The sequence below is a fragment of the Streptomyces sp. NBC_01092 genome (genome assembly GCF_045039535.1).
Taxonomy (GTDB): Bacteria; Actinomycetota; Actinomycetes; order Streptomycetales; family Streptomycetaceae; genus Streptomyces.
The window spans coordinates 3,210,972-3,234,682 of sequence record NZ_CP108659.1; the positions used below are offsets into that span (position 1 = coordinate 3,210,972).

26 protein-coding genes are annotated in these 23,711 nt (G+C 71.7%); 15 read left to right on the forward strand and 11 right to left on the reverse strand.

Annotated features, from left to right (window positions below; all coding sequences use genetic code 11):
• Positions 1–164: 164 nt before the first annotated feature.
• Together OG254_RS14390 and OG254_RS14395 are read right to left on the reverse strand one after the other, a co-directional pair.
• Positions 165–1,013: a helix-turn-helix domain-containing protein gene (locus tag OG254_RS14390; protein WP_405581486.1), complete on the reverse strand. Its 849-nt coding sequence runs from the start codon at positions 1,011–1,013 to the stop codon at positions 165–167.
• An 18-nt stretch (positions 1,014–1,031) separates the two neighbouring features.
• On the reverse strand, positions 1,032–1,775 hold the full coding sequence (locus OG254_RS14395) for a DUF6879 family protein (RefSeq protein WP_405581489.1): 744 nt from the start codon (positions 1,773–1,775) through the stop codon (positions 1,032–1,034).
• Between the two features lie 171 nt (positions 1,776–1,946).
• On the opposite strand from OG254_RS14395, the gene OG254_RS14400 reads away from it, so the two are divergent.
• The 4 genes from OG254_RS14400 to OG254_RS14415 are packed head-to-tail and all read left to right on the forward strand — an operon-like array spanning position 1,947 to position 2,753.
• Entirely contained in the window at positions 1,947–2,150 is a 204-nt protein-coding gene (locus OG254_RS14400) for a hypothetical protein (RefSeq protein ID WP_405581492.1), read from the forward strand.
• Entirely contained in the window at positions 2,147–2,368 is a 222-nt protein-coding gene (locus OG254_RS14405; RefSeq protein WP_405581495.1) for a hypothetical protein, read from the forward strand. Before OG254_RS14400 ends, OG254_RS14405 begins: the two co-directional genes overlap by 4 nt.
• The gene (locus OG254_RS14410) at positions 2,365–2,550 is read left to right on the forward strand and encodes a hypothetical protein (protein ID WP_405581498.1); all 186 of its coding nucleotides are present in this window, start codon (positions 2,365–2,367) and stop codon (positions 2,548–2,550) included. Before OG254_RS14405 ends, OG254_RS14410 begins: the two co-directional genes overlap by 4 nt.
• A complete protein-coding gene (locus OG254_RS14415) occupies positions 2,547–2,753 on the forward strand; it encodes a hypothetical protein (RefSeq protein WP_387728358.1) in 207 nt (68 codons plus the stop codon). Before OG254_RS14410 ends, OG254_RS14415 begins: the two co-directional genes overlap by 4 nt.
• A 63-nt stretch (positions 2,754–2,816) precedes the next feature.
• Here the strand turns inward: OG254_RS14415 and OG254_RS14420 are convergent, their stop codons facing one another.
• Together OG254_RS14420 and OG254_RS14425 are read right to left on the reverse strand one after the other, a co-directional pair.
• Positions 2,817–2,975 carry a hypothetical protein gene (locus tag OG254_RS14420; protein ID WP_405581501.1) on the reverse strand — a complete coding sequence of 53 codons (159 nt, stop codon included), beginning with the start codon at positions 2,973–2,975 and terminating at the stop codon, positions 2,817–2,819.
• The gene (locus tag OG254_RS14425) at positions 2,972–4,528 is read right to left on the reverse strand and encodes a recombinase family protein (RefSeq protein WP_405581503.1); all 1,557 of its coding nucleotides are present in this window, start codon (positions 4,526–4,528) and stop codon (positions 2,972–2,974) included. Before OG254_RS14425 ends, OG254_RS14420 begins: the two co-directional genes overlap by 4 nt.
• On the opposite strand from OG254_RS14425, the gene OG254_RS14430 reads away from it, so the two are divergent.
• The 3 genes from OG254_RS14430 to OG254_RS14440 all read left to right on the forward strand — a co-directional run bounded on the left by OG254_RS14430 (position 4,527) and on the right by OG254_RS14440 (position 8,313).
• Entirely contained in the window at positions 4,527–5,759 is a 1,233-nt protein-coding gene (locus tag OG254_RS14430; protein ID WP_405581506.1) for an MFS transporter, read from the forward strand. The genes OG254_RS14425 and OG254_RS14430 overlap by 2 nt on opposite strands.
• Before the next feature lie 707 nt (positions 5,760–6,466).
• Positions 6,467–7,492, forward strand: a complete 1,026-nt coding sequence (locus OG254_RS14435; protein WP_147996369.1) for an ATP-binding cassette domain-containing protein — start codon at positions 6,467–6,469, stop codon at positions 7,490–7,492.
• Positions 7,489–8,313 carry an ABC transporter permease gene (locus tag OG254_RS14440; RefSeq protein ID WP_405581509.1) on the forward strand — a complete coding sequence of 275 codons (825 nt, stop codon included), beginning with the start codon at positions 7,489–7,491 and terminating at the stop codon, positions 8,311–8,313. Before OG254_RS14435 ends, OG254_RS14440 begins: the two co-directional genes overlap by 4 nt.
• 24 nt (positions 8,314–8,337) lie before the next feature.
• Here the strand turns inward: OG254_RS14440 and OG254_RS14445 are convergent, their stop codons facing one another.
• Together OG254_RS14445 and OG254_RS14450 are read right to left on the reverse strand one after the other, a co-directional pair.
• The gene (locus OG254_RS14445) at positions 8,338–11,781 is read right to left on the reverse strand and encodes an AfsR/SARP family transcriptional regulator (protein WP_405594989.1); all 3,444 of its coding nucleotides are present in this window, start codon (positions 11,779–11,781) and stop codon (positions 8,338–8,340) included.
• A 107-nt stretch (positions 11,782–11,888) separates the two neighbouring features.
• Positions 11,889–12,575: a DUF6578 domain-containing protein gene (locus OG254_RS14450; protein WP_405581512.1), complete on the reverse strand. Its 687-nt coding sequence runs from the start codon at positions 12,573–12,575 to the stop codon at positions 11,889–11,891.
• 112 nt (positions 12,576–12,687) lie between these two features.
• Between OG254_RS14450 and OG254_RS14455 the strand changes: the two genes are divergently transcribed.
• Positions 12,688–13,488, forward strand: a complete 801-nt coding sequence (locus OG254_RS14455; protein WP_405581514.1) for a site-2 protease family protein — start codon at positions 12,688–12,690, stop codon at positions 13,486–13,488.
• A gap of 6 nt (positions 13,489–13,494) precedes the next feature.
• Here OG254_RS14455 and OG254_RS14460 read toward each other — a convergent pair whose 3' ends face one another.
• From OG254_RS14460 to OG254_RS14470, 3 genes are all read right to left on the reverse strand, one after another.
• Positions 13,495–13,680, reverse strand: a complete 186-nt coding sequence (locus tag OG254_RS14460) for a hypothetical protein (protein WP_405581516.1) — start codon at positions 13,678–13,680, stop codon at positions 13,495–13,497.
• Between the two features lie 73 nt (positions 13,681–13,753).
• A complete protein-coding gene (gene npdG, locus OG254_RS14465) occupies positions 13,754–14,479 on the reverse strand; it encodes an NADPH-dependent F420 reductase (protein WP_405581519.1) in 726 nt (241 codons plus the stop codon).
• Positions 14,480–14,516: 37 nt separating this feature from the next.
• The gene (locus OG254_RS14470; protein WP_405581522.1) at positions 14,517–15,590 is read right to left on the reverse strand and encodes an exo-alpha-sialidase; all 1,074 of its coding nucleotides are present in this window, start codon (positions 15,588–15,590) and stop codon (positions 14,517–14,519) included.
• 130 nt (positions 15,591–15,720) lie between these two features.
• Here OG254_RS14470 and OG254_RS14475 point away from each other — a divergent pair, with 130 nt between their 5' ends.
• Positions 15,721–16,323 (forward strand): hypothetical protein, encoded by a 603-nt coding sequence (locus tag OG254_RS14475; protein ID WP_405581525.1) that lies wholly within the window; start codon positions 15,721–15,723, stop codon positions 16,321–16,323.
• 101 nt (positions 16,324–16,424) lie between these two features.
• A complete protein-coding gene (locus tag OG254_RS14480) occupies positions 16,425–17,753 on the forward strand; it encodes an MFS transporter (RefSeq protein ID WP_405581528.1) in 1,329 nt (442 codons plus the stop codon).
• On the opposite strand, the gene OG254_RS14485 is transcribed toward OG254_RS14480, so the two are convergent.
• Complete coding sequence (locus OG254_RS14485) at positions 17,754–17,984, reverse strand: hypothetical protein (protein WP_405581531.1); 231 nt, start codon at positions 17,982–17,984, stop codon at positions 17,754–17,756.
• A gap of 58 nt (positions 17,985–18,042) precedes the next feature.
• On the opposite strand from OG254_RS14485, the gene map reads away from it, so the two are divergent.
• A complete protein-coding gene (gene map / locus OG254_RS14490; protein WP_405581534.1) occupies positions 18,043–18,900 on the forward strand; it encodes a type I methionyl aminopeptidase in 858 nt (285 codons plus the stop codon).
• A gap of 125 nt (positions 18,901–19,025) precedes the next feature.
• Positions 19,026–19,673 (forward strand): heme oxygenase (biliverdin-producing), encoded by a 648-nt coding sequence (locus OG254_RS14495; RefSeq protein WP_405581536.1) that lies wholly within the window; start codon positions 19,026–19,028, stop codon positions 19,671–19,673.
• A 5-nt stretch (positions 19,674–19,678) separates the two neighbouring features.
• Here the strand turns inward: OG254_RS14495 and OG254_RS14500 are convergent, their stop codons facing one another.
• A complete protein-coding gene (locus OG254_RS14500; RefSeq protein ID WP_405581538.1) occupies positions 19,679–20,323 on the reverse strand; it encodes a PhzF family phenazine biosynthesis protein in 645 nt (214 codons plus the stop codon).
• A 127-nt stretch (positions 20,324–20,450) separates the two neighbouring features.
• Here OG254_RS14500 and OG254_RS14505 point away from each other — a divergent pair, with 127 nt between their 5' ends.
• The 3 genes from OG254_RS14505 (at position 20,451) to efeO (ending at position 23,703) form a co-directional block, all read left to right on the forward strand.
• Positions 20,451–21,539: a FecCD family ABC transporter permease gene (locus tag OG254_RS14505; protein WP_405581540.1), complete on the forward strand. Its 1,089-nt coding sequence runs from the start codon at positions 20,451–20,453 to the stop codon at positions 21,537–21,539.
• Positions 21,540–21,599: 60 nt separating this feature from the next.
• Positions 21,600–22,418, forward strand: a complete 819-nt coding sequence (locus tag OG254_RS14510; protein ID WP_405581543.1) for a heme ABC transporter ATP-binding protein — start codon at positions 21,600–21,602, stop codon at positions 22,416–22,418.
• Positions 22,419–22,545: 127 nt separating this feature from the next.
• A complete protein-coding gene (gene efeO, locus OG254_RS14515; RefSeq protein ID WP_405581546.1) occupies positions 22,546–23,703 on the forward strand; it encodes an iron uptake system protein EfeO in 1,158 nt (385 codons plus the stop codon).
• Positions 23,704–23,711: the final 8 nt, after the last annotated feature.

The following is a 23,711-nucleotide window of genomic DNA, read 5'->3' on the forward strand; positions in this document are numbered from 1 at the left end:
CGCAAAAGACCACGGACCGCGTGATGCTGGTCCGTGGTCTGTGGTCTTTGCTGCTCCCAGAGTACGGCGGATTACCGCTGGTTTCCAAGGGTTACCGGGGCTTACCGCACCCAATCTGAACTGGGCGGACTCCTTTAGCTAAATCAGCCGGCAGTGGGCCCTCGTCAGACGTTGAGCGCCCGGCGGGCGTCAGTGATGAGCCGGTGCGCGTCGGCCCCGTACACGGCCGACTCCCGCAGGGTGTTCCAGGTGCGGAGGTAGGTGCTGACGCTGGCCTCGTCCTCCACCCAGAGTTCCGAATGCCACGTCTCCACGATCACCCGGCTGTCGTCGTAGACCCAGAAGGCCGTGGCGGGCGGGATCTTGAGCGATGCGCTGAGCGGGACGATGCCGAGTTCGACCGTGTCCAGGCCGACGGCGCCGGACAGCCGGTCGAGCTGCGCCGCGAGCACGGACGGCGGACAGACGAGCGCCCGTAGCGCGGCCTCCCACAGCAACAGGTGGAAGCGCTTGGAGGGGTCGTAGAGGGCTTCCTGCCGCTTGATGCGGGAGCGGACGGCTTCCTCCGTGTCCCGGGGCGACTGCTGGAGTTCCGCGTACCGGGCGAAGATCGACCGGGCGTAGTCGGGGGTCTGGAGGATGCCGAAGATGATGGACGACTCCCAGCCCCGGAACACGGAGGCGTCACCGTGTGCGGCGAGGTGTGTGTCCTGCACGGGCTTGTGCCCGGAGGCGAGCTGCCGCCGCCATGAGCGGATGTGGGACTCGAACCCCCGTAGCCGGGCGAGTAGTTCGTCGTACGCGTCCGGCTGGCCGGTGCCCTCGGCCCAGGCGCGGAGGTCGTCAGGCGTGGCGGTCTGGCGGCCGTTCTCCAGCTTGCTCACCTTGGGCTGCGGCCAGCCGAGGCGCCGGGCGAGCGCGGAACCGGTGAGCCGACCGTCCGGCGCCGTGAGCCGCAGCTCACGCAGCCTGATACCCAGCGCCTCACGCGCCTGCTGGTAGTCGGTGGTCACCGGTTCCGCTCCTTGGCTCTACAGGTTCGCTGCGAAGGTCTCGTACGGCACGGCGTAGTGGGTGGCAGCGTCACGCGCCTGTGCGTACCGGTTGACCTCCACCGGCTCCGTGATCAGCTCCACGTTCACCAGGTTGTCGGCGTCGTCGAAGTTGAGCCGGGCCACCAGCCGGGAGTCGAACAGCCAGAAGTCCTCTGCGGGGAGCTGGAGGCGTTCGGCGTCGGTGCGCCAGAGCTGCCGGATGTTCTCGCCGACGGAGCTGTTCCGCCGGGCGTTGTCGAGCAGGTAGAGCTGCCCGGGGGTGGGCGGGCTGTCGACGACGCGTACGCGCTCGAACCGCTTGCCGAGAGCGGTTTGTTCACGGCGCTCGGCACACCAGGCGGCGTCCCGCCCCTCCCAGTCGACAGGCTCACCCCGGAGGAACTGCGCGTAGGTATCGGTCGACTCGTCGGAGGCGTAGCGGCGGCGGGTCTCCAGCCGCCAGGCCGTGTGCTTGAACTGAGTGAACAGCCGGTCGAACTCATCCAGGCCGATGATGTCCGGCACGCGTGTGACCTCCTTGGGACCGAAGTCGACGAGCAGTTCGCGGGGGACGACGATGGGGACCTCGCCGTCGCCGAGGTGCCGCAGGCGGGCGATGTCGTCGGGGTCGGTGAGCGCCGGTCCGTGAATGATCACCTCGCCGGTATCGAGGTCTTCGTGCACGGCCGGGCAGCCGTTCACGCCACTGCCCGTGCCGTTGAAGCGCAGCCGTCGCGCCATGATCGGTTCCTTTCGCCGGGTACTGGTGCCCTCATGATCAGCGTGCTCGGGAGTGGACGGTACGGGTTCGCCGGGCCCCCGTGGACATAAACGGCTATAGACAGCCCCTACCCGCGAATAACCGGGTATAGGCGCTAGCTGCCTCAACCGCCCCTCCAGAACGCTCAGTTCATGGTCACTGCACAGGAGACGGGCACCACGGATGCCCTGGAAGCGGTTGAGGTGCTGCGCGAAGCACTGACGGCGGCGGGGATCGTCCTGCCGTCCCTGGGGGCGGATACAGCATCGCCCTCACTGAACCTGATCAACCTGGGCCGGGTGCGGGCTGATGTCGCGCTCCGGCTCGCCGACGCGATCAAGCGGGGGTGCGCATGAACGCGTATACGCCGGACACCGGCGATCTGGTGTGGGACGAGACCGCGCGCAAGGTCGGCCGGGTGATGGGGCGCGAGGGCGGGTGCTACCAGCTTCGGCCGCCCGGCGGCGGGCGAGAGTGGGACGCGCAGGGCCCTCTGCGGCCCGCTACGGCGGCGGAGAAGCTGTCGGCAGGCGTGGCGATGGCCAACGCCCGGAGCCGGGGAGAGGCGCCGTGAGCGCGCCCGTGACGGACCCGCCGCTGTCGGCTGAGTGCACCCTCGGCCAGCGGCCCGACTACCGGGACGTGCACCGCGAGTGCCGCCAGACCAAGGACGTGCCGCTGCCGCACTCGAACGGGGCAGTCCTGCTCGTACGCCGCTGCGGCTGTACCTGTCACCGCCGGGGTGGTGCGCAGTGACGGCGAGCGTGCACGTGTGCCGGGCGTGCGACGAGGAGATCACCGACCCGGCGGATGCGGTGGCCGTGGCCCACGAGCTGGGCAACTCGGGCCCGGGGTGGACGGTGTGGGCCCACCGCGAGCACGTGGACGACGTGGAGCTGATCGACCCGGACCTGCTAAGGATCATGCTGCGAATCTGGACGGTGCGCCTCGGCGCGTAGCCCCAACAGCACGGAGCCGCCCCGATGCCGATGCGGGGCGGCTCCGTCGTGTGCGTGGTGGGGTCAGGTGCGGCGGCGCAGCAGGGCGACCCGGAACGGCGTCAGCACGGGACGCTGACGGGGCGTCTCCGGCCTCCGGCCCGTGGCCAGCAACCGGCGTAGGGCCTGGCCGACTTCGGCCGCCTGAGCGCCGTACAGGGGCTCGCGGATGTCGTCGCTCATGCTGCCGTCACCCACTTGATGCGGTCTCGTACGGCGTCTGACGGGCTGTCGGCAACGCGCCGGAGCCGTACCTGCCCGATGACCTCGGGGCTGAGCAGAAGGGCGGCCACGGCCCGCTGAGCGGCGATGTCCGTCGCCTCCCAGCGCGCGGCGATGGTGTCGGCCGGGCCCTGGGGGAACAGCGCCTCCAGCGGGTTGGGCCGGGTGAGGCTCTGCTCCTTCTCCTCCAGCTCCTTGACCTCGGTCTCCAGCCGCTCCTCACGGCGGGCGAGGCGGCGTTCCTCCGCCAGCGACTCGGGTTCGGCGGTGCGGGTCTCATCCAGGGCTGTGCGCTTGGCGGTCAACTGAGCGCGGACGCTCCTCAGTTCGGCATCGTCGTGTCCACTGCCGAGCCTGGTGTAGACGTCCGGCCGGGCCAGCCAGCCCAGCACGTGACGGGCCAGGATGCGGTCCAGCTCGGCCTTCTCGCTCAGTCGCACGCAGCCCTTGTCCCGGCAGGCGTACACCTGCTCGCCCTCGGCCGACAGGTGCGCCGTGACGGTGATAGGGCCGCCGCAGACGTCGCAGCGCACGGTCATGGTCCAGATGTGCTTGGCTCCGCCGCCGGGGTTGGTCCGGCGCTGGGGGTCGTTGAGCATCGCCTGGACCTCAGTGAACAGGGTGACGAACTCCTCGGCGTCCATGGGCGATCCGTCGAAGTCGGCCACCACAGGCCAGGCGGCGTCCACCTCACCGGTCACGATCTTCTTGCGCTTGCCGGTCTCGGGGTCCTGCACGGTCTTGGTGATGACGCGCTTGCCGACGTAAGAGATCTTGCGGGCCATCTGGGACAGGGACTGCGCGCTGAAGGGGACGCCGTCCCGGCTGACGATGCCGCGTGCGGCCCAGTCGTCGGAGATGACCTGGAAGGAATCCCCGGCCCGCAGCTTGACGAACAGGTCGATCACGTTCAGGGCGTCGGCGGGCTCGGGAAGCTGCGCCTCGGGGCGGGTGACCAGACGGCCCTTGGAGTTGCGGACCTTGGTGTACGTGCGCCGGAAGCCGTAGGGGATCAGCCCGTGGGGCTTGCCCTTGCGGGCGTTGCTGGCCAGGGTCCGGGTCACGCGCTCGCTCGTCTCCTCGGAGGCCGCCGCCGCCTTCAGGCTCTCTTCCTGGAGGGCGTGGCGGTCGCGCCACTTGTCCAGATCGTAGAGCCGCGCGTGCGTGGTGATGAAGATCTTCACGCCGCGCGCCTGGCAGGCGTCGATCAGGTCGAGCCACTCGCGGGGCTGGCGGCTGCCCCGGCTGTTCTCCCACATCACGAGTACCTGCGCGCCGAAGGTGTTGGCCTCCAGGTCGGCCATGAGGCGCACGAAGTCGTCGCGCTCCTTGAGCGCGAACCGGGAGGCGGAGCCGACGTCGCGGTACGGCTGGCCGACCAGCGTGATGCCGTTGTCTGCGGTGACGTAGGTGTTCTCGTCGTGCTGGTCGTCGTTGCTGCGCTCGTAGCCGGACGTGTCGATCGAGACGCGCAGGTATTCGCGGCCGATGAGCGTTGCGGTGGCGGTCGTCATGTCCCCTCCCGGGTGGTCTGCCCTACCCCTTCAACCATGCACCCATCTGCGAATTACGACCGAGTTCGTGATGATGGGCCTGCTGCCCGAAGTCGCGAACGACCTGCACATCTCGATCCCCACCGCCGGGCATCTGGTCTCGGCGTACGCGCTCGGTGTCGTCATCGGCGCCCCGCTGCTGGCGGCGCTCACGGCACGCATGCCCCGCCGCACGGTCCTGATCGGTCTGATGGCCCTGTTCGTCGCGGGCAACGCGCTGTCCGCCCTCGCCCCCGACTACCACTGGCTGATGGCCGCCCGCTTCCTGAGCGGCCTGCCGCACGGCGCCTTCTTCGGCGTCGGCGCGGTCGTGGCGACGAGCATGGTCGCACCGGAGCGCAAGGCCCGCTCGGTGTCGCTGATGTTCCTGGGCCTTACGGTCGCCAACATCGCGGGCGTGCCGGTGGGCACGCTCCTGGGGCAGCACCTGGGCTGGCGGGCGACGTTCCTCGGCGTGAGCGTGATCGGCCTGGCGGCGGTGGCGTCCCTGGCGCTACTGATACCGCGCGCCGAGGCGAACGCCGCCCCGGCCATCGGCCTGCGCGGCGAGCTGGCAGCCCTGCGCTCGGTGCCGGTGTGGCTGGCGCTCGGCACGACGGTGGCGGGCTTCGGCGCGCTGTTCGCCGCGTACAGCTACATCACGCCGATGCTGACCGACTCCGCCGGGTACGCCGACGCCAGCGTGACCCTGCTGCTCGCGTTGTTCGGCGTGGGCGCGACGATCGGCAACCTGCTGGGCGGACGGCTGGCGGACCACGCCATGCGGCGGACGCTCTTCGGGGGGCTGCTCTCCCTGGCCGCGGTGCTGGCCCTGTTCCCGCTCCTGATGTCCACGGCGTGGAGCGCGGCCCTGGCGGTGATGCTGCTCGGTATGGCGGCGTTCGTGACCGGCTCCCCGCTCAACCTGATGGTGATGGAGAAGGCGTCGTCGGCCCCGTCCCTGGCCTCCTCGGCCAACCAGGCGGCCTTCAACCTCGCGAACGCGGGCGGCGCCTGGATCGGCGGCCTCGCCCTCGCGGCCGGCTTCGGAGTCACCTCCCCTGCCCTCGCGGGCGCGGCGCTGGCCGTGCTCGGACTCGGCGTCGCGGGCGCCGCGTACGCGGTGGACCGACGCCGGGTCGCTCCGCGGGCCGGACGAGAACGCCTGGTCGCGGGCCACGTCCCGCAACAGGCAGAAAGGGTCCAGCACTGAGCTTGGCGGGTCCTGGGGTGGGGGGCGTCCGGTGATCACCGGGCGCCCCTTGGTGTTTGTCGGGGGTGGGGTGTCTGCGGCGCAGGGGGCCGGCGGCGGGTTGGGGCCTGTGCGTGGGGCGCGGCCCTGGCGGCGGGTTGGGGGCCTGCGCGTAAGGCGCGGCCCTGGCGGCCGGTCGCAGGCCCGCCGGGAACGTGCGGGCCCGTCGGCGAAATGCGGCCCTCGCAGCTGGTCGCAGGCTCGTCGACAAGTTGCAGGACCGTCCGCAGGCCACGGGCGCCGGTCAACAGACCGGGTCCGTCGGCAGGCCGCGGCCCTGGCGGCCGGTCGCAGGCCCGCCGGGAACGTGCGGGCCCGTCGGCAAAATGCGGCCCTCGCAGCTGGTCGCAGGCTCGTCGACAAGTTGCAGGACCGTCCGCAGGCCACGGGCGCCGGTCAACAGACCGGGTCCGTCGGCAGGCCGCGACCCTGGCGACAGGGCGCAGGCCCGCCGGGAACGTGCGGGCCCGTCGGCGAAATGCGGCCCTCGCAGCTGGTCGCAGACCCGACGGCCCGGCACAGGCCCGGCGCAGACCCGGCGGTAAGGCACAGGCCGGCGAAGCCGCGCACCCCCGGCCGTGCCCCCGTCGCTGCTGTTGGTGGCCTCTTGGCGTTCGTGTCGGTGGACTGTCGGTGTTTTGTCGGTGTGGGGTGGCACCGTCGTCCCCATGAAGCGAATCGACAACAAGCCGGGCGGCGTGAGCAGCGCCGTCTCCGTGCGGGGGTTGGTCAAGCACTACGGCGAGACCAAGGCTCTGGACGGTGTGGACCTGGACGTACGTGAGGGCACCGTCATGGGGGTGCTGGGACCGAACGGGGCGGGCAAGACCACCCTGGTGCGGATCCTGTCGACACTGCTGGCGCCGGACGCCGGGCAGGCGACCGTCGCCGGATACGACGTGGTGCGTCAGCCTCGGCAGCTGCGCCGCGTGATCGGGCTGACCGGGCAGTACGCCTCCGTGGACGAGAAGCTCCCCGGTTGGGAGAACCTGTATCTGATCGGGCGCCTGCTGGATCTGCCCCGCAAGGAGGCACGCACGCGTGCCGATGAGCTGCTGGAGCGGTTCTCGCTGACAGAGGCGGCCAAGCGGCCCGCCTCCACCTATTCCGGCGGTATGCGGCGCCGCCTCGACCTGGCCGCCTCCATGATCGGACGGCCAAACGTGCTGTTCCTCGACGAGCCGACCACAGGGCTCGACCCGCGCACCCGCAACGAGGTGTGGGACGAGGTCAAGGCCATGGTCGGGGACGGTGTGACCGTGCTGCTGACCACGCAGTACATGGAGGAGGCCGAGCAGCTCGCCTCCGAGCTGACCGTCGTCGACCGGGGCAAGGTCGTCGCGGGCGGCGGCATCGAGGAGCTCAAGGCCAAGGTCGGCGGGCGCACGCTCAGGGTCCGCCCGGTCGACGCCCTGCAACTGCGCCCGCTCGCCGGGTACCTCGACGACCTCGGCATCACCGGGCTCGCGGCCACCACCGTGGACACCGCCTCCGGCACCCTCCTGGTCCCGATCCTCAGCGACGAACAGCTGACCGCCGTCGTCGGCGCCATCACCGCGCGCGGCGTCACGCTCGCCTCCATCACCACCGAACTGCCCAGCCTGGACGAGGTGTTCATGTCCCTCACCGGCCACCGCGCCAGCGCCCCGCAGGACACCGTGCCCACCGACGACCGCGAGGAGGTCGCCGTATGAGCGCCGCCACCGTCACCACAGAACCCCGCACCACCGACGACGCCCGCATCACACTGCGCGGGCACCTGCGGCACACCGGTGCGCTCGTGCGCCGCAACCTGCTGTGGATCCGGCAGGACCCGGAGTCCATGGCCGACGCGCTGCTGATGCCGGTCATCTTCACCCTGCTGTTCGTGTTCGTCTTCGGCGGCTCGATCGGGCAGGCGCTGGGCGGCGGACAGGACCAGTACGTGCAGTACGTGATCCCCGGCATGATCGCGATGATGAGCATGACGCTCTCCCAGGGCGTCGGCACCGGGTTCAGCCAGGACTTCAACTCCGGTGTCATGGACCGTTTCCGGTCGCTGCCGATCGGGCGCGGCTCGGTGCTCTTCGCGAAGATCTCGGTGGAACTGCTGCGGATGCTGTTCGCCACCGCCGTACTGATGATCGTCGCCGTCCTCGTCGGGTTCGAGATCACCAGCTGGCCCGGCCTGTTCGCGACCGTGGCCCTGTCGACGGCGTTCGCCTCGTCGATCATGTGGGTGTTCCTCACCCTGGGCGTGATCATGAAGAGCGCGCAGTCCGTGCAGGCGATGGGCTTCCTGGTGCTGTTCCCGCTCCAGTTCGGCTCGTCGATCTTCGCGCCGACGACGTCGATGCCGGGCTGGCTGCGGGCCTTCACCGACTACAACCCGCTGTCCACGCTCGCCGACGCCTCGCGCGGACTGATGGTGGGCGGGCCGGTCGCGCACGACCTGTGGGTGACACTCGGCTGGTCGGTGGCCATCACCGCGGTCATGGCGCCGGTGGCCATCCACAAGTTCCGTACGAAGAGCTGACGCGTCGGGCGCCGCGTGAGCGCGTCAGACCAGGGCGGCGGCCTCCCGGGGGGAGAGCCCGCCGCCCTCGGCGTAGGCCGTCTCGAAGCCCTCGTCGCCCAGTGCCGCACGCAGCGCCCGCGCGGCCTTGGCGTGTGTCTCGCGCTCCATCGTCGTCGGGGCATGACTGGCCGGCAGCATCACGTCGCCCGCGGCGAGACAGCGGGCTCCGTCGCGGGCGCGGCTCCCGCCGTCGACGCCGGCGAGGGCGACCGCGGCGACGTGCAGGTACATCGCGCGCATGTGCGGGGCCATGGCCTGCGACAGCGGGTCCTCGGCCCGTTCCAGGGCCAGGCGGACCTTGTCCAGGCATGCCTCGTAGCGGCCGTCGGCCGCCTCCACGAAGGCCTCCCCGCCGAGGATGAAGGCGTCGAAGATGATGAAGTGAGCGATCTTGAAATCCTCGCGCAGCAACACCATCTGCTCACGCGCCTCGGCTGTCCGGCCGGTCAGGGAGAGCCACCCGGCGATGGCGAGCCGCGCGAAGGGCATCGCCTCGTTGCTCGCGCCGTCCACTCCCGCGATCACGTCGCGCAGCATCCGCTCGCCGCGCTCGGACTCCCCGGCCTCCAGCAGCGCACTGCCGAGCCGGGCCTTGAGCACCTCGCCCTGCGCGCGGGCACCGAGCCGCTCGGCGATCTCGATCGCCGCCACGTAGTCCACGCCCGCGAGGTCGTAACTCCCCTTGCGTTCATGGGACTCGGCCCGCGCGGCGAGCGCCTCGGCGGTGCCCCACAGATCGCCGATGCGCCGGTAGATCTCCAGCGACTCCTCGGCGTCCCGGGTCGCGTCGCCCGCCCAGTCGCTGCGGTTGGAGTACAGGTTGGCGCGCCACTGGAGGCTGGCGGCGAGCTCCCAGTCGTAGCCGGGTGTCTCGCGCGAGGTGCGGACGGTGGCGTCGACGACCGTCCGCAGCCGCTCCACGTCTCCGGAGAGCATGACGCCGAAGAACCAGAGCATGCCCGGGACGCGGCAGGTCTGCGGCTGGCCGGGCTCGTAGGTGGCCGCGATGGACCGCAGCTTCGTCTGCGCCTCGGGGGTCTGCCAGGCGTCCAACTCGGTGTCCATGCAGGCCAGATGGACCAGGTGGGTGCCGCGCCGGGCCTCGGCGAGGACCTCGCCGGTCCACGGCGGCGGGGCGGCCGTGCAGCGCTCCCACACGGGGGCGGCGGGCAGCGGCGGCTCGGGGAACGGGTCGGGGCCGAGGGCCATGACCTCGCGTGACCAGTTGCGGGCCTCGATGCGCAGGTCGCGCATCTGCCAGTACCAGGCCAGCGACAGGATCAGGCACATCGCCTCCTGCTCCTCGCGGCCGGCGACGGCGTGGCGCAGGGCGGTGCGCAGGTTCTCGTACTCGTGCTCCAGCCGCTCGATGGCGGCGAACTGGCCGGGGCCGCGCAGCAACGGGTCGGTGGTGCGGGCGAGTTCGCGGTAGTACGTCAGATGCGCGCGTGCGGCCTGCGCCCGCTGCCCGGCCTCGTCGAGCCGCTCGCCCGCGTATTCGGCGACGGTCTCCAGCAGCCGGTAGCGCATCTCGCCGTCGGTGCCCTTTCCGGGCAGGGGCGCCGCCACCACGAGGGACTTGTCGACGAGGGAGCCGAGCGCCTCCAGGGCGAACGGCCCGCACACCGCCTCGGCGGCGGCGAGGTCGCAGCCGCCCGCGAAGACGGACAGCCGCCGCAGCACCTCCCGTTCGTCCTCGTCGAGCAGCTCCCACGACCAGTCGACGACGGCGCGCAGCGTCTGCTGGCGGGGCAGGACGGTGCGGCTGCCGGAGGTGAGCAGCCGGAAGCGGTCGTCGAGCCGGTCGGCGATCTGGCGTGGGGTCAGCATGCGCAGCCGGGCGGCGGCGAGCTCGATCGCGAGGGGCAGACCGTCGAGCCGCCGGCAGATCTCCGCGCACCCCTCCGGGTCGTCCTCGATCCGGAACCCCGGCCGCGCGGCCGCGCCCCGGTCGGCGAGCAGCCGCAGCGCGAACGGCTCGGGCAGCGGGTCCACGGGGCGCAGCAACTCCCCCGGTACGCCTAGGGGTTCGCGGCTGGTGGCCATCACCGTCAGGTTCGGGCACCGCTCCAGCAGCTCCTCGACGAGGCGGGCGGCGGCTTCGACGACATGCTCGCAGTTGTCGAGGATCAGCAGCATGCGGCGCCTGCCGCAGTGCTCGGCGAGCCGCTCCACGGGGTCGTCGTGCCGTTCGCTGCCGGCCCGCATGGCCTCGGCGCCGGCGCCGTACAGCACGGTCTCGCGGGCGCCGACCGCGGTGAGCACGGCCTCGGGGACGGCCGCGGCGTCGTCGACCGGCGCGAGCTCGGCCAGCCACACCCCGTCCGGCGCACCGCCGCGCACCCTCTCGGCGGCCTCCTGCGACAGCCGCGTCTTCCCGGCACCGCCGGGGCCGAGCAGGGTGACCAGCCGGGCGGCGGTGAGGTCCCCGCGGATGGCATCGATGTCGGCTTCGCGGCCGACGAAGGAGGTGAGGCGGGCGCGGAGGTTGCCCGCGGGTGGGGGCGGAGCGGGGGCGGCGGAGGCCGTGGCGTGCGGACCGGGACCGGCCGGGGAACCGGGGACGTGCCCCTCGCCGACCGCCGCCGTACGGCGCGTCCCGGGGCCGCCGGAGCCGGGCGCCGGAGCCGCACCCCTCCCCCCGCGGGAGGCGCCGTTCCCGCCGCCCGCGCCCGGACCGGTCCCCCGTCCGTCCGGCGTCGGCCGGAGCAACTCCCCGTGCAGCGACCGCAGTTCCGGGCCCGGGTCCGAGCCGAGCCGGTTCGCCAGGAGTCGTCGTACGTCCTCGTAGCCGGCCAGCGCGTGGGCCGTGCGGCCCGCGTCGCGCAGGGCGCGCAGGCGCAGGGCCTGGAGGGGCTCGTCCAGGGGGTGGGTGTCGCACAGGGCGGTCAGCTCGGGCAGGGACTGCTCGGCGTGGCCGAGGGCGAGGGCGGCGCCGTGGCGGGCGCGCAGGGCGTCCAGGCGACGCGTCTCCTGGCGGGCCGCCTCGGCGGTGTGGTCGGGGAGGTCGGCGAGGGCGGGGCCGCGCCACAGGGCGAGGGCGTCGTCCAGGACGCCGGCCGCCTTGCCGGGGTCGCCGTCGGCCAGCGCGCGCGTGCCCTCGCCGACGAGCCGCTCGAAGCGGTGCAGGTCGATGTCGTCGGACGAGGCGGCGAGCCGGTATCCGCCCTCCGCCGAGACGATGGCGTCCGCCCCGAGGGCCCGCCGCAGCCGTCCGACCAGCGCCTGGAGCGCGCCCGGCGCGTCGGCGGGCGGCTCGCCGCCCCACACCTCGTCGACCAGCAGCCCTGGGGGCACGGTCCGGCCGGCCCGCAGCGCCAGCACGGTCAGCAGAGCGCGAAGCCGTGCCCCGCCGACCGGAACGGGGCGGCCGTCGGGGCGAAGTACCTGGGTGGTGCCGAGGATGCGATAGCGCACGGGGTCCATTGTCTCTGGTCGGTCGGGGACGGTCACAGGGTTGACGGGCGCGGCGGACGAGTACGTGAGGCGGGGCTCGGCCCGCTTCCGGGCAGTGGCGAGGACATGGGGCACCGTCACCCCGGTTCCGGGACGGCGCTCAGGGATTCCAGCAGTTCGGTCAGAGCGGCCGGTGTCAGGCCCGTCACCTCGGCGCCGGGGGCCGTGCTCTCGTGCGGGAGGCCGCGGGCCTCGCGGACCGCGTAGGACAGCCGGGAGTCCGTGCCGGGCACCTCCAGGGTCACCAGCACGCCCGCCTCGGCGTCCGCGAACCACTTCGGGCACTCCCGCACCGAGCGAAGCGAGCGTTCCCCGGGGACCGGCTCCCGCGTCCACGAACCCGGCGATGTCTCGGCGAAGCCCTGCTCCAGGACCTGGATCGCCCGGATCCGGCCACTCGTCACGGGCACGGCATCGCCGTGGAACTCGGCCGTGAGGAGGCCGGCCAGGCGGAGCCGGTGCCCCGGCCGCACGTCGCCCGCTTCCTTGTTGGCGGCCGTGTCGACCGGATGCCCGTGCAGGGCCACCACCAGCCCGTTCTCCTCGCGCAGGACCCGCACCGGGCCCTCGTCGTCCCCCGCCAAGTCCCCCGCCAGGTCCTCCACCGGTCCGGCGATCCTGGTGAGCTGATCGTGCCAGCCGCCGCCCAGCACGTCCTCGGACGTCTGGAACAGCAACGGCCAACTCACCTCGTCGCCCACCTTGAACGGCGTACCGCAGCACTCCATCTGCCAGTCCGCGTAGAACACATGCCACAGCCCCATGGCCCCACCTTCCCTGGAACTACCTACCCACCGCGAGACGTTTTCCCGGTGCGCCCGGTACGGTCGGGCAGGCCTGCCGTCCCGTCCCGTCCGTCCCACAGGAGCTCCCCACATGACGACCGCCCTCAGCCGCCGCAGCGAACGGCGGATCAGCCCCGTCTTCGTCGGGATCCTGGCCGTCACCGCGGTGACGGGCTGGGCCACCTGGACCGGGTTCGCCGAGCAGCCCGGCCTGGCCGTGTTCCTGTTCGTGACGGCGGCCTGGATCGTGTCGCTGTGTCTGCACGAGTACGCACACGCGCGTACGGCCCTGCACAGCGGCGACATCTCGGTCGGCGCGAAGGGCTACCTCACGCTCAACCCGCTGAAGTACACGCACGCGCTGCTCAGCATCGTGCTCCCGGTCGTCTTCGTGATCATGGGCGGCATCGGCCTGCCGGGCGGCGCCGTCTTCATCGAGCGCGGACGGATCCGGGGCCGCTGGCGGCACAGTCTGATCTCGGCCGCGGGGCCGTTGACCAACGTGCTGTTCGCCGTGGTGTGCACCGCGCCGTTCTGGCTGGACGCGCTGGACGGCGTCCCGAGGGACTTCCGCTTCGCGCTCGCCTTCCTCGCGCTGCTCCAGGTCACCGCCGCGATCCTGAACTTCCTGCCGGTCCCGGGCCTGGACGGCTACGGCGTGATCGAGCCCTGGCTGTCGCACAAGATCAAGCGCCAGGTGGAGCCGTTCGCCCCGTTCGGCCTGCTGTTCGTGTTCGCGCTGCTGTGGGTGCCGGAGATCAACAGCGTGTTCTTCGACATGATCGACGCCGCCCTGCGCAACCTCGGCATCAGCGACTTCGACACGTACTGCGGATATGACCTGTTCCGCTTCTGGCGGGACTCGAACGAGCTCTGCACGATCGGCTCGTGACGGCGGTCAGCCCGCGGCGGAATCCCGTCGCCCGTCCCTGCCCCGCTTGAGGTAGTACCAGGTCATGTTGGACGACAGCCCCGCCAGCAGCACCCACACGATCCCCAGCAAGCTGCCCTGCGCGAAGGAGACCACGGCCGCGGCCACGGCCAGCACACAGACGATCAGGGCATAGACACCAAGGCGGGGCATTTCACTCGGCTCCTTCGGGGGACACTGCTACCCGACCAGTGTCCCCCATCCCCTCATCCGTCGGTGCATCCCCTCATACGTCGGTGACGCGGAGCCCCGCGTGCGCCTTGTACCGCCGGTTCACCGAGATCAGGTTCGCGACCAGCGACTCCACCTGGTGCGCGCCTCGCAGCCGCCCCGCGAAGATGCCGCGCATGCCGGGGATACGGCCGGCCAGCGCTTGGACGATCTCGACGTCCGCCCGCTCCTCCCCGAGCACCATCACATCGGTGTCGATCTCGTCGATCTCCGGGTCCTCCAGCAGCACCGCCGACAGGTGGTGGAAGGCCGCCGTCACCCGCGACTCGGGCAGCAGGGCGGCGGCCTGCTCGGCGGCACTGCCCTCCTGCGGCTTCAGCGCGTAGGCGCCCTTCTTGTCGAAGCCGAGCGGGTTGACGCAGTCGACGACCAGCTTGCCGACCAGGTCCTCGCGCAGCGATTCGAGGGTCTTGCCGTGGCCCTCCCACGGCACGGCGACGATCACGATGTCGCTGCGCCGCGCGCACTCGGCGTTGTCGGCGCCCTCGACGCCGTGCCCGAGCCCCTCGGCGGCGGCCTGGGCCCGCTCGGCGGCCCGCGAGCCGATGATCACCTTCTGGCCGGCCCGGGCGAGCCGGTAGGCGAGGCCCTTGCCCTGCGGCCCGGTCCCGCCGAGCACGCCGACGACGAGCCCGGAGACGTCGGGGAGGTCCCAGGGGTCCTTGGCCGGGGCCTTCGCGGGGGCGTCGGTGGGCTGCTGTGCACTGTCGGTAGAGGTCATGGGCCGACTTTACGTCCGCCCGTGCCGCGCCGACGGCTCAGGTGAGCCGGTTCACGGGCACCCGCCGGAAGGTGATGCTCTCGTAGGGTCCGAAGTCACCGGTCTCGTAGAGGAGTCCGACCGTCTCCTCGTCGATCCGGACCAGATCCGAGTACGCGGCGGGCAGCCCGTCCGCCGTGTATGCGGACCGCCAGGTGACGCCGTGGTCGGTGGAGACGCGGATCGTCATCAGGGCGCGGGCGGCCGGGTCGGCTGGGCCGGAGAAGAGGAGCACGTCCGGGTCGCGGAGCTGGAGCACGCTGCCCTCGCAGATGGGGGCGACGAGGCCGGCCTGCGGGCGGAAGGGCTTGACCAGCGTCTGACCGCCGTCGTCGGAGTAGGCGTCGGCGCGGTTGCCGGGGGACACGGAGTCGTTGCGGGTGTTGAAGTAGACGCGGCCGTCGGGGAGTTCGGCGGCCGTGCTCTCGTTGACGTTGATGTAGCCGTCGGTGTTCTCGTCGATGTAGCCGATGCGCCAGGTGGCTCCGCGGTCGTCGCTGAGCAGGCAGTGGCCGCTGTTGTACCTGGCCTCCGTGCCGTTGTCGGTGCCGGCGGGCGGGATCGTGTGGTTGGCGGCGACGACGACCCGTCCGGTGCCCAGCTGGATCGCGTGGCCGGGCGTGGTGGCGTACCAGCGCCAGCCCGGCTTCTTCACCTGCGCGGTGATCTCCTTCGAGCTCGACCAGGTGACGCCGTCGTCGTCGCTGTGGCGCACCCAGACCCGGCGGCCGTCGGCGTCTCTCACCTCGCCGCGCAGGATGTCGTCCTCGCTGGCGCCGGCGGTGGAGCGGACGTAGACGAGCAGGATGCGGCCGGAGTCGAGGACGACGGGGGCGGGGTTGCCGGCGAGGTGCCAGTTGTTGTCGGCGGCCACCGTGAGGGGACCCCAGGTGTGGCCGCCGTCCGTCGACCGCTTCAGCACGATGTCGATGTGCCCGTGGTCGCGGGCGGAGTTGACCCGGCCCTCGCAGAAGGCGAGGAGCGTGCCGGAGGCGGTGGCGACGACGGCCGGGATACGGAAGCTCGCGTAGCCCTCGCGGCCGGCGCGGAAGGGGACGCTGGTCTCTGTCATGAGGGCTCCTCGGAAGGCCGGTATCACCGCGGCGGGTGTCGTGCGGGATAACGAAGGCCTCTGCCCAGGTTGGGCGAATTCGTGGTGAACTCCGGGTCACGAGTGGTCGGTTGCGGCAGGATGCGGTCGCATGGATGCCGTACGTGTCGCGTTGCTGCGCGAAGTACTCGCCGGAACCGAGTGGTTGGGGTCGACCCGGCGGTTCGCGGGCGCGCTGCGTGCGTCGGCGGTGGCGCACGGCGGCGGGCTGCTGCTGGTCGGCACGCGGGAGTACGAGCCGTGGCATCTGGCGGCCCATCTGGTGGACGAGGCCGCGTGGTCGGGAACGCCGGAGCTCGCTCCCACCCTCGTACGGCATGACGCGCGCGCCTCGGATCCGGCCCATCTGGCGGTCGGGCTCGGACGGTTGGCGGCGGCCCGTCGCGGCGAGACGCTGCTGGTGGTGTCGCCCGCCGAGCCGGGGGCACCGCTGCTGGAACGGGTGCACGACGCCCGGCGGGCCGGGGCGACGGTGCTGGCGCTCGGCACCGGCGAGGGAGAGCTGACGACGATGGCCCACGAGCGGCTGGTCGTGCCGCAGGGCGCGGAGCTGGACCTGGACACCGTGCAGCACCTGGTGAGCGCGGCGGCGGGCGAGAACGCGGTGCCCTCCGGGCGGGGGCGCCGACGGCTGCGGGACCGCCTGTCGAGCCTGGCGCAGTCACTGACGGCACCGCCACCGCCGCGGTGGTGAAAGGGGCGGCTTCTGTTGTCGGGCGGGCATCGGTTGTGGGGGCCGGTCGCACTCGAAATCCGGTTGCCCTCGCCACCTACCCGACCCGAGCATGACCCCTCGTGACCGACTCCCCCACACCCGGCCCCGCCCCTTCCTCCCGCCTGCGGGCCGTGCTTCCCGACCTCGCCCCCTGGCGGGCCTCCGCCGACTTCCGGAGGCTGTGGCTGGCGGGGCTGGTCACGTACTTCGGCAGCTTCCTGACCTTCGTCGCGCTGCCCGTGCAGATCAAGGAACTGACCGGGTCCGCCGCGGCGGTGGGGGCGATCGGGGCGGTGGAGCTGGTGCCGCTGATCGTGTTCGGGCTGTACGGGGGCGCGCTCGCCGACGCGCTCGACAAGCGGCGGCTCATCGTGTGGACGGAGGCCGGACAGGCGGTGCTGAGCGCGGTGCTGCTGGTCAACGCGCTGCTGCCGAGCCCCGCGATCTGGCCGCTGTACGTCGTCGCCGCCCTGTCCTCCGCGCTGGTCTCGGTCCAGCGCCCGGCCATGGACGCCCTGTTGCCCCGGATCGTCGCCCACGACCACCTCCCGGCCGCCGCCTCGCTCAACGCGCTGCGCTGGCAGGTGGGCGGTGTCGCGGGCCCGGCCCTGGCCGGTGTGGTCGTCGCGTACGCGGGGCTCGGCTGGGCGTACGGCGTGGATCTGCTGACCTTCGTCGTCTCCGTTCTGCTCGTGCTCGGGCTCGCCCCCTCCCCCGCCTCCCACGAGGCCGCGAAGCCGTCCCTGAAGGCCATCGCCGAGGGCGCCCGCTACGCCTGGAGCCGCAAGGAGCTGCTCGGCACGTACGTCATCGACATCGCGGCGATGCTCTTCGCTCTGCCGCTCGCCGTGCTGCCCTTCCTCGCGGACGAGCTGAACGCGCCCTGGTCGCTGGGCCTGATGTACGCGGCGATGCCGGCCGGCGCGATGGTGGTGAGCCTGACCAGTGGCTGGACCTCACGGGTGCACCGGCACGGGCGGGCCGTCGTGGTGTCGGCGGCGCTGTGGGGCGTGGCCGTCGCGTGCGCGGGTGTGTCGGGGAACGTAGGGCTGGTGCTGCTGTTCCTGGCGCTCGGCGGGGCCGCCGACATGGTCAGCGGCATCTTCCGCGGGGTGATGTGGAACCAGACGATCCCGGACGAGCTGCGCGGCCGGCTCGCCGGGATCGAGCTGCTGTCGTACTCGGTGGGCCCGCAGCTGGGCCAGACCTACATGGGCGGCGTCGCGGCCTGGAAGGGCGTGCGGACCTCCGTCTGGTCGGGCGGCCTGCTGTGCGTGGGCGCGGTGGGGCTGCTGGCGCTGTGCCTGCCGAAGCTGATGACGTACGACGCGCGCACGAACGAGCACGCGGTACGGCTGCGGGAGCAGCGGACGGCGGCAGCAGCCGCACCGGGGCCGGCGCCGGGCTGATCAGTTGTCGTCCGCCGGGCCCGTCGGGGCGTCATGCCACCGCGGGTCGTTCTCCCACTCCAGGTTGCGCTCCCGCGCCAGGTCCATCGCCTGCTGGGCCTCCCCGCGGGTGGCGTAGGGCCCGAAACGGTCCTTGGCCGGGCAGTCCGGCCCCTCCTCGACCTTCTTGTGGACGAGGCAGTAGTACCACTCGCCGGGCTTCCCGACCGTGCGCTTCTTGAACAAGGCCATGACCAGCTCCTCTCGCCACCGACATGTTCCCCCATGGCCGCTGGTTAGACTCGCTGGCATGTCTGGCCAGTCGCTGCTCGTACCAGGGGAGCTGTCTCCCACCCGTTCCGTGCCCGGAAACATCCGCCGGCCCGAGTACGTCGGCAAGCCCGCGCCGACGCCGTACACCGGTCCGGAGGTGCAGACTCCGGAGATCGTCGAGGCGATGCGGGTCGCCGGCCGTATCGCCGCGCGGGCGATGGCCGAGGCGGCAAAGCTGATCGCGCCGGGTGTGACGACGGACGAGCTGGACAAGGTGGCGCACGACTACATGTGCGACCACGGCGCCTACCCCTCGACGCTCGGCTACCGCGGCTTCCCGAAGTCCCTGTGCACCAGCGTCAACGAGGTGATCTGCCACGGCATCCCGGACTCCACGGTGCTGCGCGACGGCGACATCGTCAACCTCGACGTGACGGCGTACATCGGCGGGGTGCACGGCGACAACAACGCCACGTACCTGGTGGGCGACGTCGACGAGGAGAGCCGCCTGCTGGTGGAGCGCACCCGCGAGTCCCTGAACCGCGCGATCAAGGCGGTCAGGCCGGGCCGCCAGATCAACATCATCGGCCGCGTGATCGAGTCGTACGCCAAGCGCTTCGGCTACGGCGTGGTCCGCGACTTCACCGGCCACGGCATCAACTCGTCCTTCCACTCGGGCCTGATCATCCCGCACTACGACAGCCCGCACGCGACGACGGTCATCCAGCCCGGGATGACGTTCACGATCGAGCCGATGCTGACGCTGGGCACGCACGAGTACGACATGTGGGACGACGGCTGGACGGTCGTCACGAAGGACCGCAGGCGCACCGCGCAGTTCGAGCACACGCTGGTGGTGACGGAGACGGGCGCGGAGATCCTGACGCTGCCGTAGCCCGAAGTCGTACGTTCCGTCGAAACCCGTCCTCTGCGGAGGGCGGGTTTTCTCGGTACGCTTTTACCGACATGACGTCGGCAAACCTATTGACTTAGGTAAGCCTAACCTCAGAAAATGGCGGCATGGACTCCTTCTCGACAGTCATCCGCACCGCCTCCCACGAAGAGCACGTGCAGGCGGAGACCTCGACGTTCATGAGCGACATGCTCGGCGGCATGCTGGGCGTGGACGCGTACGCGCGGTACACCGAGCAGCTGTGGTTCGTGTACGAGGCCCTGGAGGCCGGCGCCGAGCGGCTGGCGTCGGACCCGGTGGCCGGTCCGTTCATCCAGCCGGAGCTGTTCCGGCAGGCGTCGCTGGAGCGGGACCTGGCGCATCTGCGGGGCCCCCGGTGGCGCTCACGGGTGTCCGCCCTGCCGGCCACCGAGGCCTACGCGGAGCGGGTCCGGGAGTGCGCCCGGCAGTGGCCGGCCGGCTACATCGCCCACCACTACACCCGCTACCTCGGCGACCTCTCCGGCGGCCAGATCATCCGCGACAAGGCGGAGAAGACCTGGGGTTTCGCGCGCAAGGGCGACGGGGTCCGGTTCTATGTCTTCGAGCAGATCTCCAACCCGGCGGCGTTCAAGCGCAGTTACCGGGAGCTGCTGGACGCGGTGCGCGCGGACGACCTGGAGAAGCAGCGGGTCGTGGCGGAGTGCAAGCGGGCGTTCGCACTGAACACGGCGGTGTTCCGGGCACTGGGCGAGGAGTTCCCGCTGTCGGCGTGAGGCCGTCAGCGCTCCAGGACCACCCGGCCGCCGAGTTCGATCCAGTCCCCGGGCTGAGGAGCCGTCAGAAGCTGCGAGCCCGCGCCCTGCGTGATGTTGAGCGCCCGGCCGAGCCGGTGGGTGAGCTGGATGGCGGCCGCGCCGGTCGCCTCGTCCTCCTCGACGCCGTCTCCCCGGCCGGGAAACGCTCGGGCGCGGACCCGGCCGGCGGCCTCTTCCTCCCAGGCCCAGGCGTATATCCACTCCCCCTGCGGGGGCACGGCGAGTTCGTCGACCTCGCGGGCGCTGCCGTACTGCCGCAGGGTGCGCGGCGGGGCCCACTGCGGCCGGGCCTCGATCCAGCAGAACTCCCCGTCGATCCGGGCGCCCACCACACCGGCGGGGGTGACCAGCTCGGGCACGTCGAGAAGCCAGGCCGTACCGACGCAAGGGTGCCCGGCGAAGGGCAGCCGCACGGAGGGCGTGTAGATGTCGACGACCCCGCGCTCGGGGTCGTCCACGAACACGGTCTCGCTGAACCCGAGCTTCGCCGCGAGCGCCTGTCGCTCGCCGCGCTCGGGGATCACCGAACCCTCGCGGACGACGCCGAGTTCGTTGCCGTATCCGCCCGTCGGCCCGCAGAAGACGCGCAGGACGTCGTAGTCAGTCACGGGGGCATTCAAGCACCGCGCGGGCGGGCGGGCAGCGGCGGGCACGGGAGCGGCGCCCGTGGCAAACAAAGGCAAGGCTAACCTAAACTACCTGCCGAAACGGTGAGCTCCACCAGGAGGAAGCAGCGTGACCGTACTGGAGAAGTCCGCCCCCGAGGCGGCCGCGGACCACGCTCCACCGCCCGGACGCCACACCACCGCCTGGCTGCTGACCGCCGGACTGATCCTCACCCTCCTCGTGCTGACCCCGGTCGCAGCAGGCATCGGCGCCTACCCGGTGCCGCTCGGTGACGTTCTCGCCTCCGTGCAGCACCGCGTCGGGCTCGGCGGTACGCAGCTCGACCGGGTCGCCGAGTCGGTCCTGTGGAACGTCCGCTTCCCGCGCATCGTCCTCGCCCTCCTCATCGGCGCGTCCCTCGGCTGCGCCGGTGCGCTGATGCAGGGCGTCTTCGGCAACCCCCTCGCCGAGCCCGGCGTCATCGGCGTCTCCTCGGGCGCGGCGGTCGGCGCGGTCGGTGCCATCGCGCTCGGCGTGAACTTCCTCGGCACCTGGACGGTCTCCGCCTTTGCGTTCGTCGCCGGACTCGCCACCGTCCTGGTCGTCTACGCCATGTCGCGCTCCGGCGGCCGTACGGAAGTCGTGACGCTGATCCTCACCGGCATCGCCGTGAACGCCTTCGGCGGGGCGGTGATCGGTCTGTTCCTGTTCTTCGCGGATGCCGCCGCCATCCAGCAGATCACCTTCTGGCAGCTCGGCTCGCTCTCCCAGGCGACCTGGCCGAAGGTGCTGGCCGTACTGCCGTGCGCCGCGCTCGGACTGGCCGTCGCGCCGCTGTACGCCCGCCGGCTGGACCTGCTGGCCCTCGGCGAACGGCCCGCGCGGCATCTGGGCGTGGACGTGGAGCGGCTGCGGATCGTGCTCGTGCTGGTCATCGCCCTGCTGACGGCCGCCGCGGTGAGCGTTTCCGGGATCATCAGCTTCGTCGGCCTCGTCGTGCCGCATCTGCTGCGGATGGCGGCGGGGCCGGGGCATCGGTTTCTGGTTCCGGCGAGCTCTCTGCTCGGTGCGGTGGTGCTCCTTGCCGCCGATCTGACGGCCCGTACGGTCGCCGCCCCCGCGGAGCTGCCGCTCGGGGTGCTCACCGCTCTGCTGGGGAGTCCGTTCTTCTTCTGGCTGCTGCGCCGGACTCGGCGGCGGCAAGGGGGGTGGGCCTAGAGGTCGAGGGCGCCACTCGCGACCGCGCTGACACCCGACCCTCCACTGAAGGACCCGTTCATGAGACTCCTCCGCCCGCGCGCCACACCCCCACCAGCAGCCGAACCCGGCGACCTCGTCGCCGAAGCCGAGAACCTCCACGTCCGCCTCGGCGCCCGTCCCGTCCTGCTCGGCGTCTCCGTCCCGGTCCGGGCCGGCGAGGTCCTCGCGCTCGTCGGGCCCAACGGGGCCGGGAAGTCCACCCTGTTGAGTGCCCTGGCCGCCGATCTGCCGGCCGCCGAGGGTGTCGTACGGATCCACGGCCGCCCTGCGACCGACTGGTCCGCGCCGGAACTCGCCCTGCGCCGCGCGGTCCTGCCGCAGTCGGCGACGCTCTCCTTCCCCTTCACGGTGGAGGAGGTCGTACGCATGGGCCGCGCACCCCACGCCTCCTCCCCCGCCGAGGACGACCTCGCCGTCGCCGAGGCGATGGCCGCCACCGAGGTGACCGCCTTCGCCGTGCGGCCGTTCTCCGCGCTCAGCGGCGGCGAGAGGGCCCGCGTCGCGCTCGCCCGGGTGCTCGCTCAGCGCGCCCCGCTGCTGCTGCTCGACGAACCGACGGCGGCACTCGACCTCAGGCACCAGGAGTTGGTGCTCGGGGTGTGCCGGGAGCGGGCGCGGGCCGGGGACGCGGTCGTGGTCGTCCTCCATGACCTGGGGCTCGCGGCGGCGTACGCGCACCGCGTCGCGATCCTGCGCGCCGGACGGGTCGCGGCCGACGGGCCCCCGGCCGACGTGTTCTCCGAGCGGCTGCTGTCGGACGTCTATGACCAGCCGGTCGAAGTGCTTCCGCACCCTCGAACAGGAGCGGTCCTGGTGACTCCGAGACGGAACCTTTGACCATCCTTTGACTTCTCTATGGGGTCAATTTTGGCCACTTAGGTAATCCTTATCTCCGTTAGGCGAGCCTCACCTTCCTACTGTGAGGCTCGTCACGCACACTTTCCGGCCACCTTCTGGAGCCTTCATGCGCACCGTCAGACTCCCCGTCAGCACCGCCATCGCCGCCGTGGCAGCTCTGACCGCCGTCACGGGATGCACCGAGAAGGGCAGTTCGGCGGGCGACGACCGGGTCGTCAGCGTCACGGCCACGGACGACAAGTGCGAGGTGTCCAAGAAGGAGTTTCCGGCCGGGCACGTCGAGCTCGCCATCGAGAACAAGGGCTCCAAGGTCACCGAGGTCTACATCCTCTTCCCGGACGACCGCATCGTCACCGAGCGGGAGAACATAGGCCCCGGCACCAAGCAGACCGTCACCGCCGAGGTGAAGGCGGGCGACTACACCATCGCCTGCAAGCCCGGCATGAAGGGCGACGGCATCCGGCAGACCGTGAAGGCCACCGGCAAGGGCACGGCCGCCAAGCGCGACCCGCGCCTCGACGAGGCCGTCGCCGCCTACCGCAAGTACGCCCAGGAGCAGGCCGACGAGACCCTGCCGCTCTCCGAGGCCTTCGCCAAGGCGGTCAAGGACGGCGACATCGAGGCCGCGAAGAAGGCCTACGCCACCTCCCGCATCGGCTGGGAGCGCACCGAGCCGGTCGCCGAGTCCTTCGGTGACATCGACCCCAAGGTCGACCTGCGCGAGGACGGTCTGGAAGAGGGCCAGGACCTGGAGAAGGACTGGACCGGCTGGCACCGTCTGGAGCGCTCGCTCTGGAAGGACAACAAGCTCACCGACCGCGACTCCGAGCTCGCCGACCAGCTCATCACCGACCTCAAGGACTGGCAGAACCGGGTCGGCAAGGCCGAGATCACCCCGACCTCCATGGCCAACGGCGCCAAGGAACTCCTGGACGAGGTCGCCACCGGCAAGGTCACCGGCGAGGAGGAGCGCTACTCGCACACCGACCTGGTCGACTTCAAGGCCAACGTCGAGGGGGCGCAGAAGGCGTACGAGCTGCTGAAGCCGGTCGCCAAGGAGAACGACCCGGCTCTGGTCACCGAGCTGGACAAGCAGTTCGGCGCGCTGAACACGCTGCTCGACAAGTACCGCGCGGACAAGTCGTCGTACGAGTTCACCTCGTACGACAAGGTCGGCAAGGCCGACCGCAAGGAGCTCTCGGACGGCGTCAACTCCCTCGCGGAGCCGCTGTCCAAGCTCGCCGCCGCCGTCGCCGCCAAGTAGGAGCAGGG

What these genes read in the sequence shown, in the direction of transcription:
- OG254_RS14395 (WP_405581489.1), bottom strand. Translation starts at nt 1,775, where the DNA reads ATGGCGCGACGGCTGCGCTTCAACGGCACGGGCAGTGGCGTGAACGGC.
- OG254_RS14400 (WP_405581492.1), top strand. Translation starts at nt 1,947, where the DNA reads ATGGTCACTGCACAGGAGACGGGCACCACGGATGCCCTGGAAGCGGTT.
- OG254_RS14405 (WP_405581495.1), top strand. Translation starts at nt 2,147, where the DNA reads ATGAACGCGTATACGCCGGACACCGGCGATCTGGTGTGGGACGAGACC.
- OG254_RS14420 (WP_405581501.1), bottom strand. Translation starts at nt 2,975, where the DNA reads ATGAGCGACGACATCCGCGAGCCCCTGTACGGCGCTCAGGCGGCCGAA.
- OG254_RS14430 (WP_405581506.1), top strand. Translation starts at nt 4,527, where the DNA reads ATGTCCCCTCCCGGGTGGTCTGCCCTACCCCTTCAACCATGCACCCAT.
- OG254_RS14425 (WP_405581503.1), bottom strand. Translation starts at nt 4,528, where the DNA reads ATGACGACCGCCACCGCAACGCTCATCGGCCGCGAATACCTGCGCGTC.
- OG254_RS14435 (WP_147996369.1), top strand. Translation starts at nt 6,467, where the DNA reads ATGAAGCGAATCGACAACAAGCCGGGCGGCGTGAGCAGCGCCGTCTCC.
- OG254_RS14440 (WP_405581509.1), top strand. Translation starts at nt 7,489, where the DNA reads ATGAGCGCCGCCACCGTCACCACAGAACCCCGCACCACCGACGACGCC.
- OG254_RS14445 (WP_405594989.1), bottom strand. Translation starts at nt 11,781, where the DNA reads ATGGACCCCGTGCGCTATCGCATCCTCGGCACCACCCAGGTACTTCGC.
- OG254_RS14450 (WP_405581512.1), bottom strand. Translation starts at nt 12,575, where the DNA reads ATGGGGCTGTGGCATGTGTTCTACGCGGACTGGCAGATGGAGTGCTGC.
- OG254_RS14455 (WP_405581514.1), top strand. Translation starts at nt 12,688, where the DNA reads ATGACGACCGCCCTCAGCCGCCGCAGCGAACGGCGGATCAGCCCCGTC.
- OG254_RS14460 (WP_405581516.1), bottom strand. Translation starts at nt 13,680, where the DNA reads ATGCCCCGCCTTGGTGTCTATGCCCTGATCGTCTGTGTGCTGGCCGTG.
- npdG (WP_405581519.1), bottom strand. Translation starts at nt 14,479, where the DNA reads ATGACCTCTACCGACAGTGCACAGCAGCCCACCGACGCCCCCGCGAAG.
- OG254_RS14470 (WP_405581522.1), bottom strand. Translation starts at nt 15,590, where the DNA reads ATGACAGAGACCAGCGTCCCCTTCCGCGCCGGCCGCGAGGGCTACGCG.
- OG254_RS14475 (WP_405581525.1), top strand. Translation starts at nt 15,721, where the DNA reads ATGGATGCCGTACGTGTCGCGTTGCTGCGCGAAGTACTCGCCGGAACC.
- OG254_RS14485 (WP_405581531.1), bottom strand. Translation starts at nt 17,984, where the DNA reads ATGGCCTTGTTCAAGAAGCGCACGGTCGGGAAGCCCGGCGAGTGGTAC.
- map (WP_405581534.1), top strand. Translation starts at nt 18,043, where the DNA reads ATGTCTGGCCAGTCGCTGCTCGTACCAGGGGAGCTGTCTCCCACCCGT.
- OG254_RS14495 (WP_405581536.1), top strand. Translation starts at nt 19,026, where the DNA reads ATGGACTCCTTCTCGACAGTCATCCGCACCGCCTCCCACGAAGAGCAC.
- OG254_RS14510 (WP_405581543.1), top strand. Translation starts at nt 21,600, where the DNA reads ATGAGACTCCTCCGCCCGCGCGCCACACCCCCACCAGCAGCCGAACCC.
- efeO (WP_405581546.1), top strand. Translation starts at nt 22,546, where the DNA reads ATGCGCACCGTCAGACTCCCCGTCAGCACCGCCATCGCCGCCGTGGCA.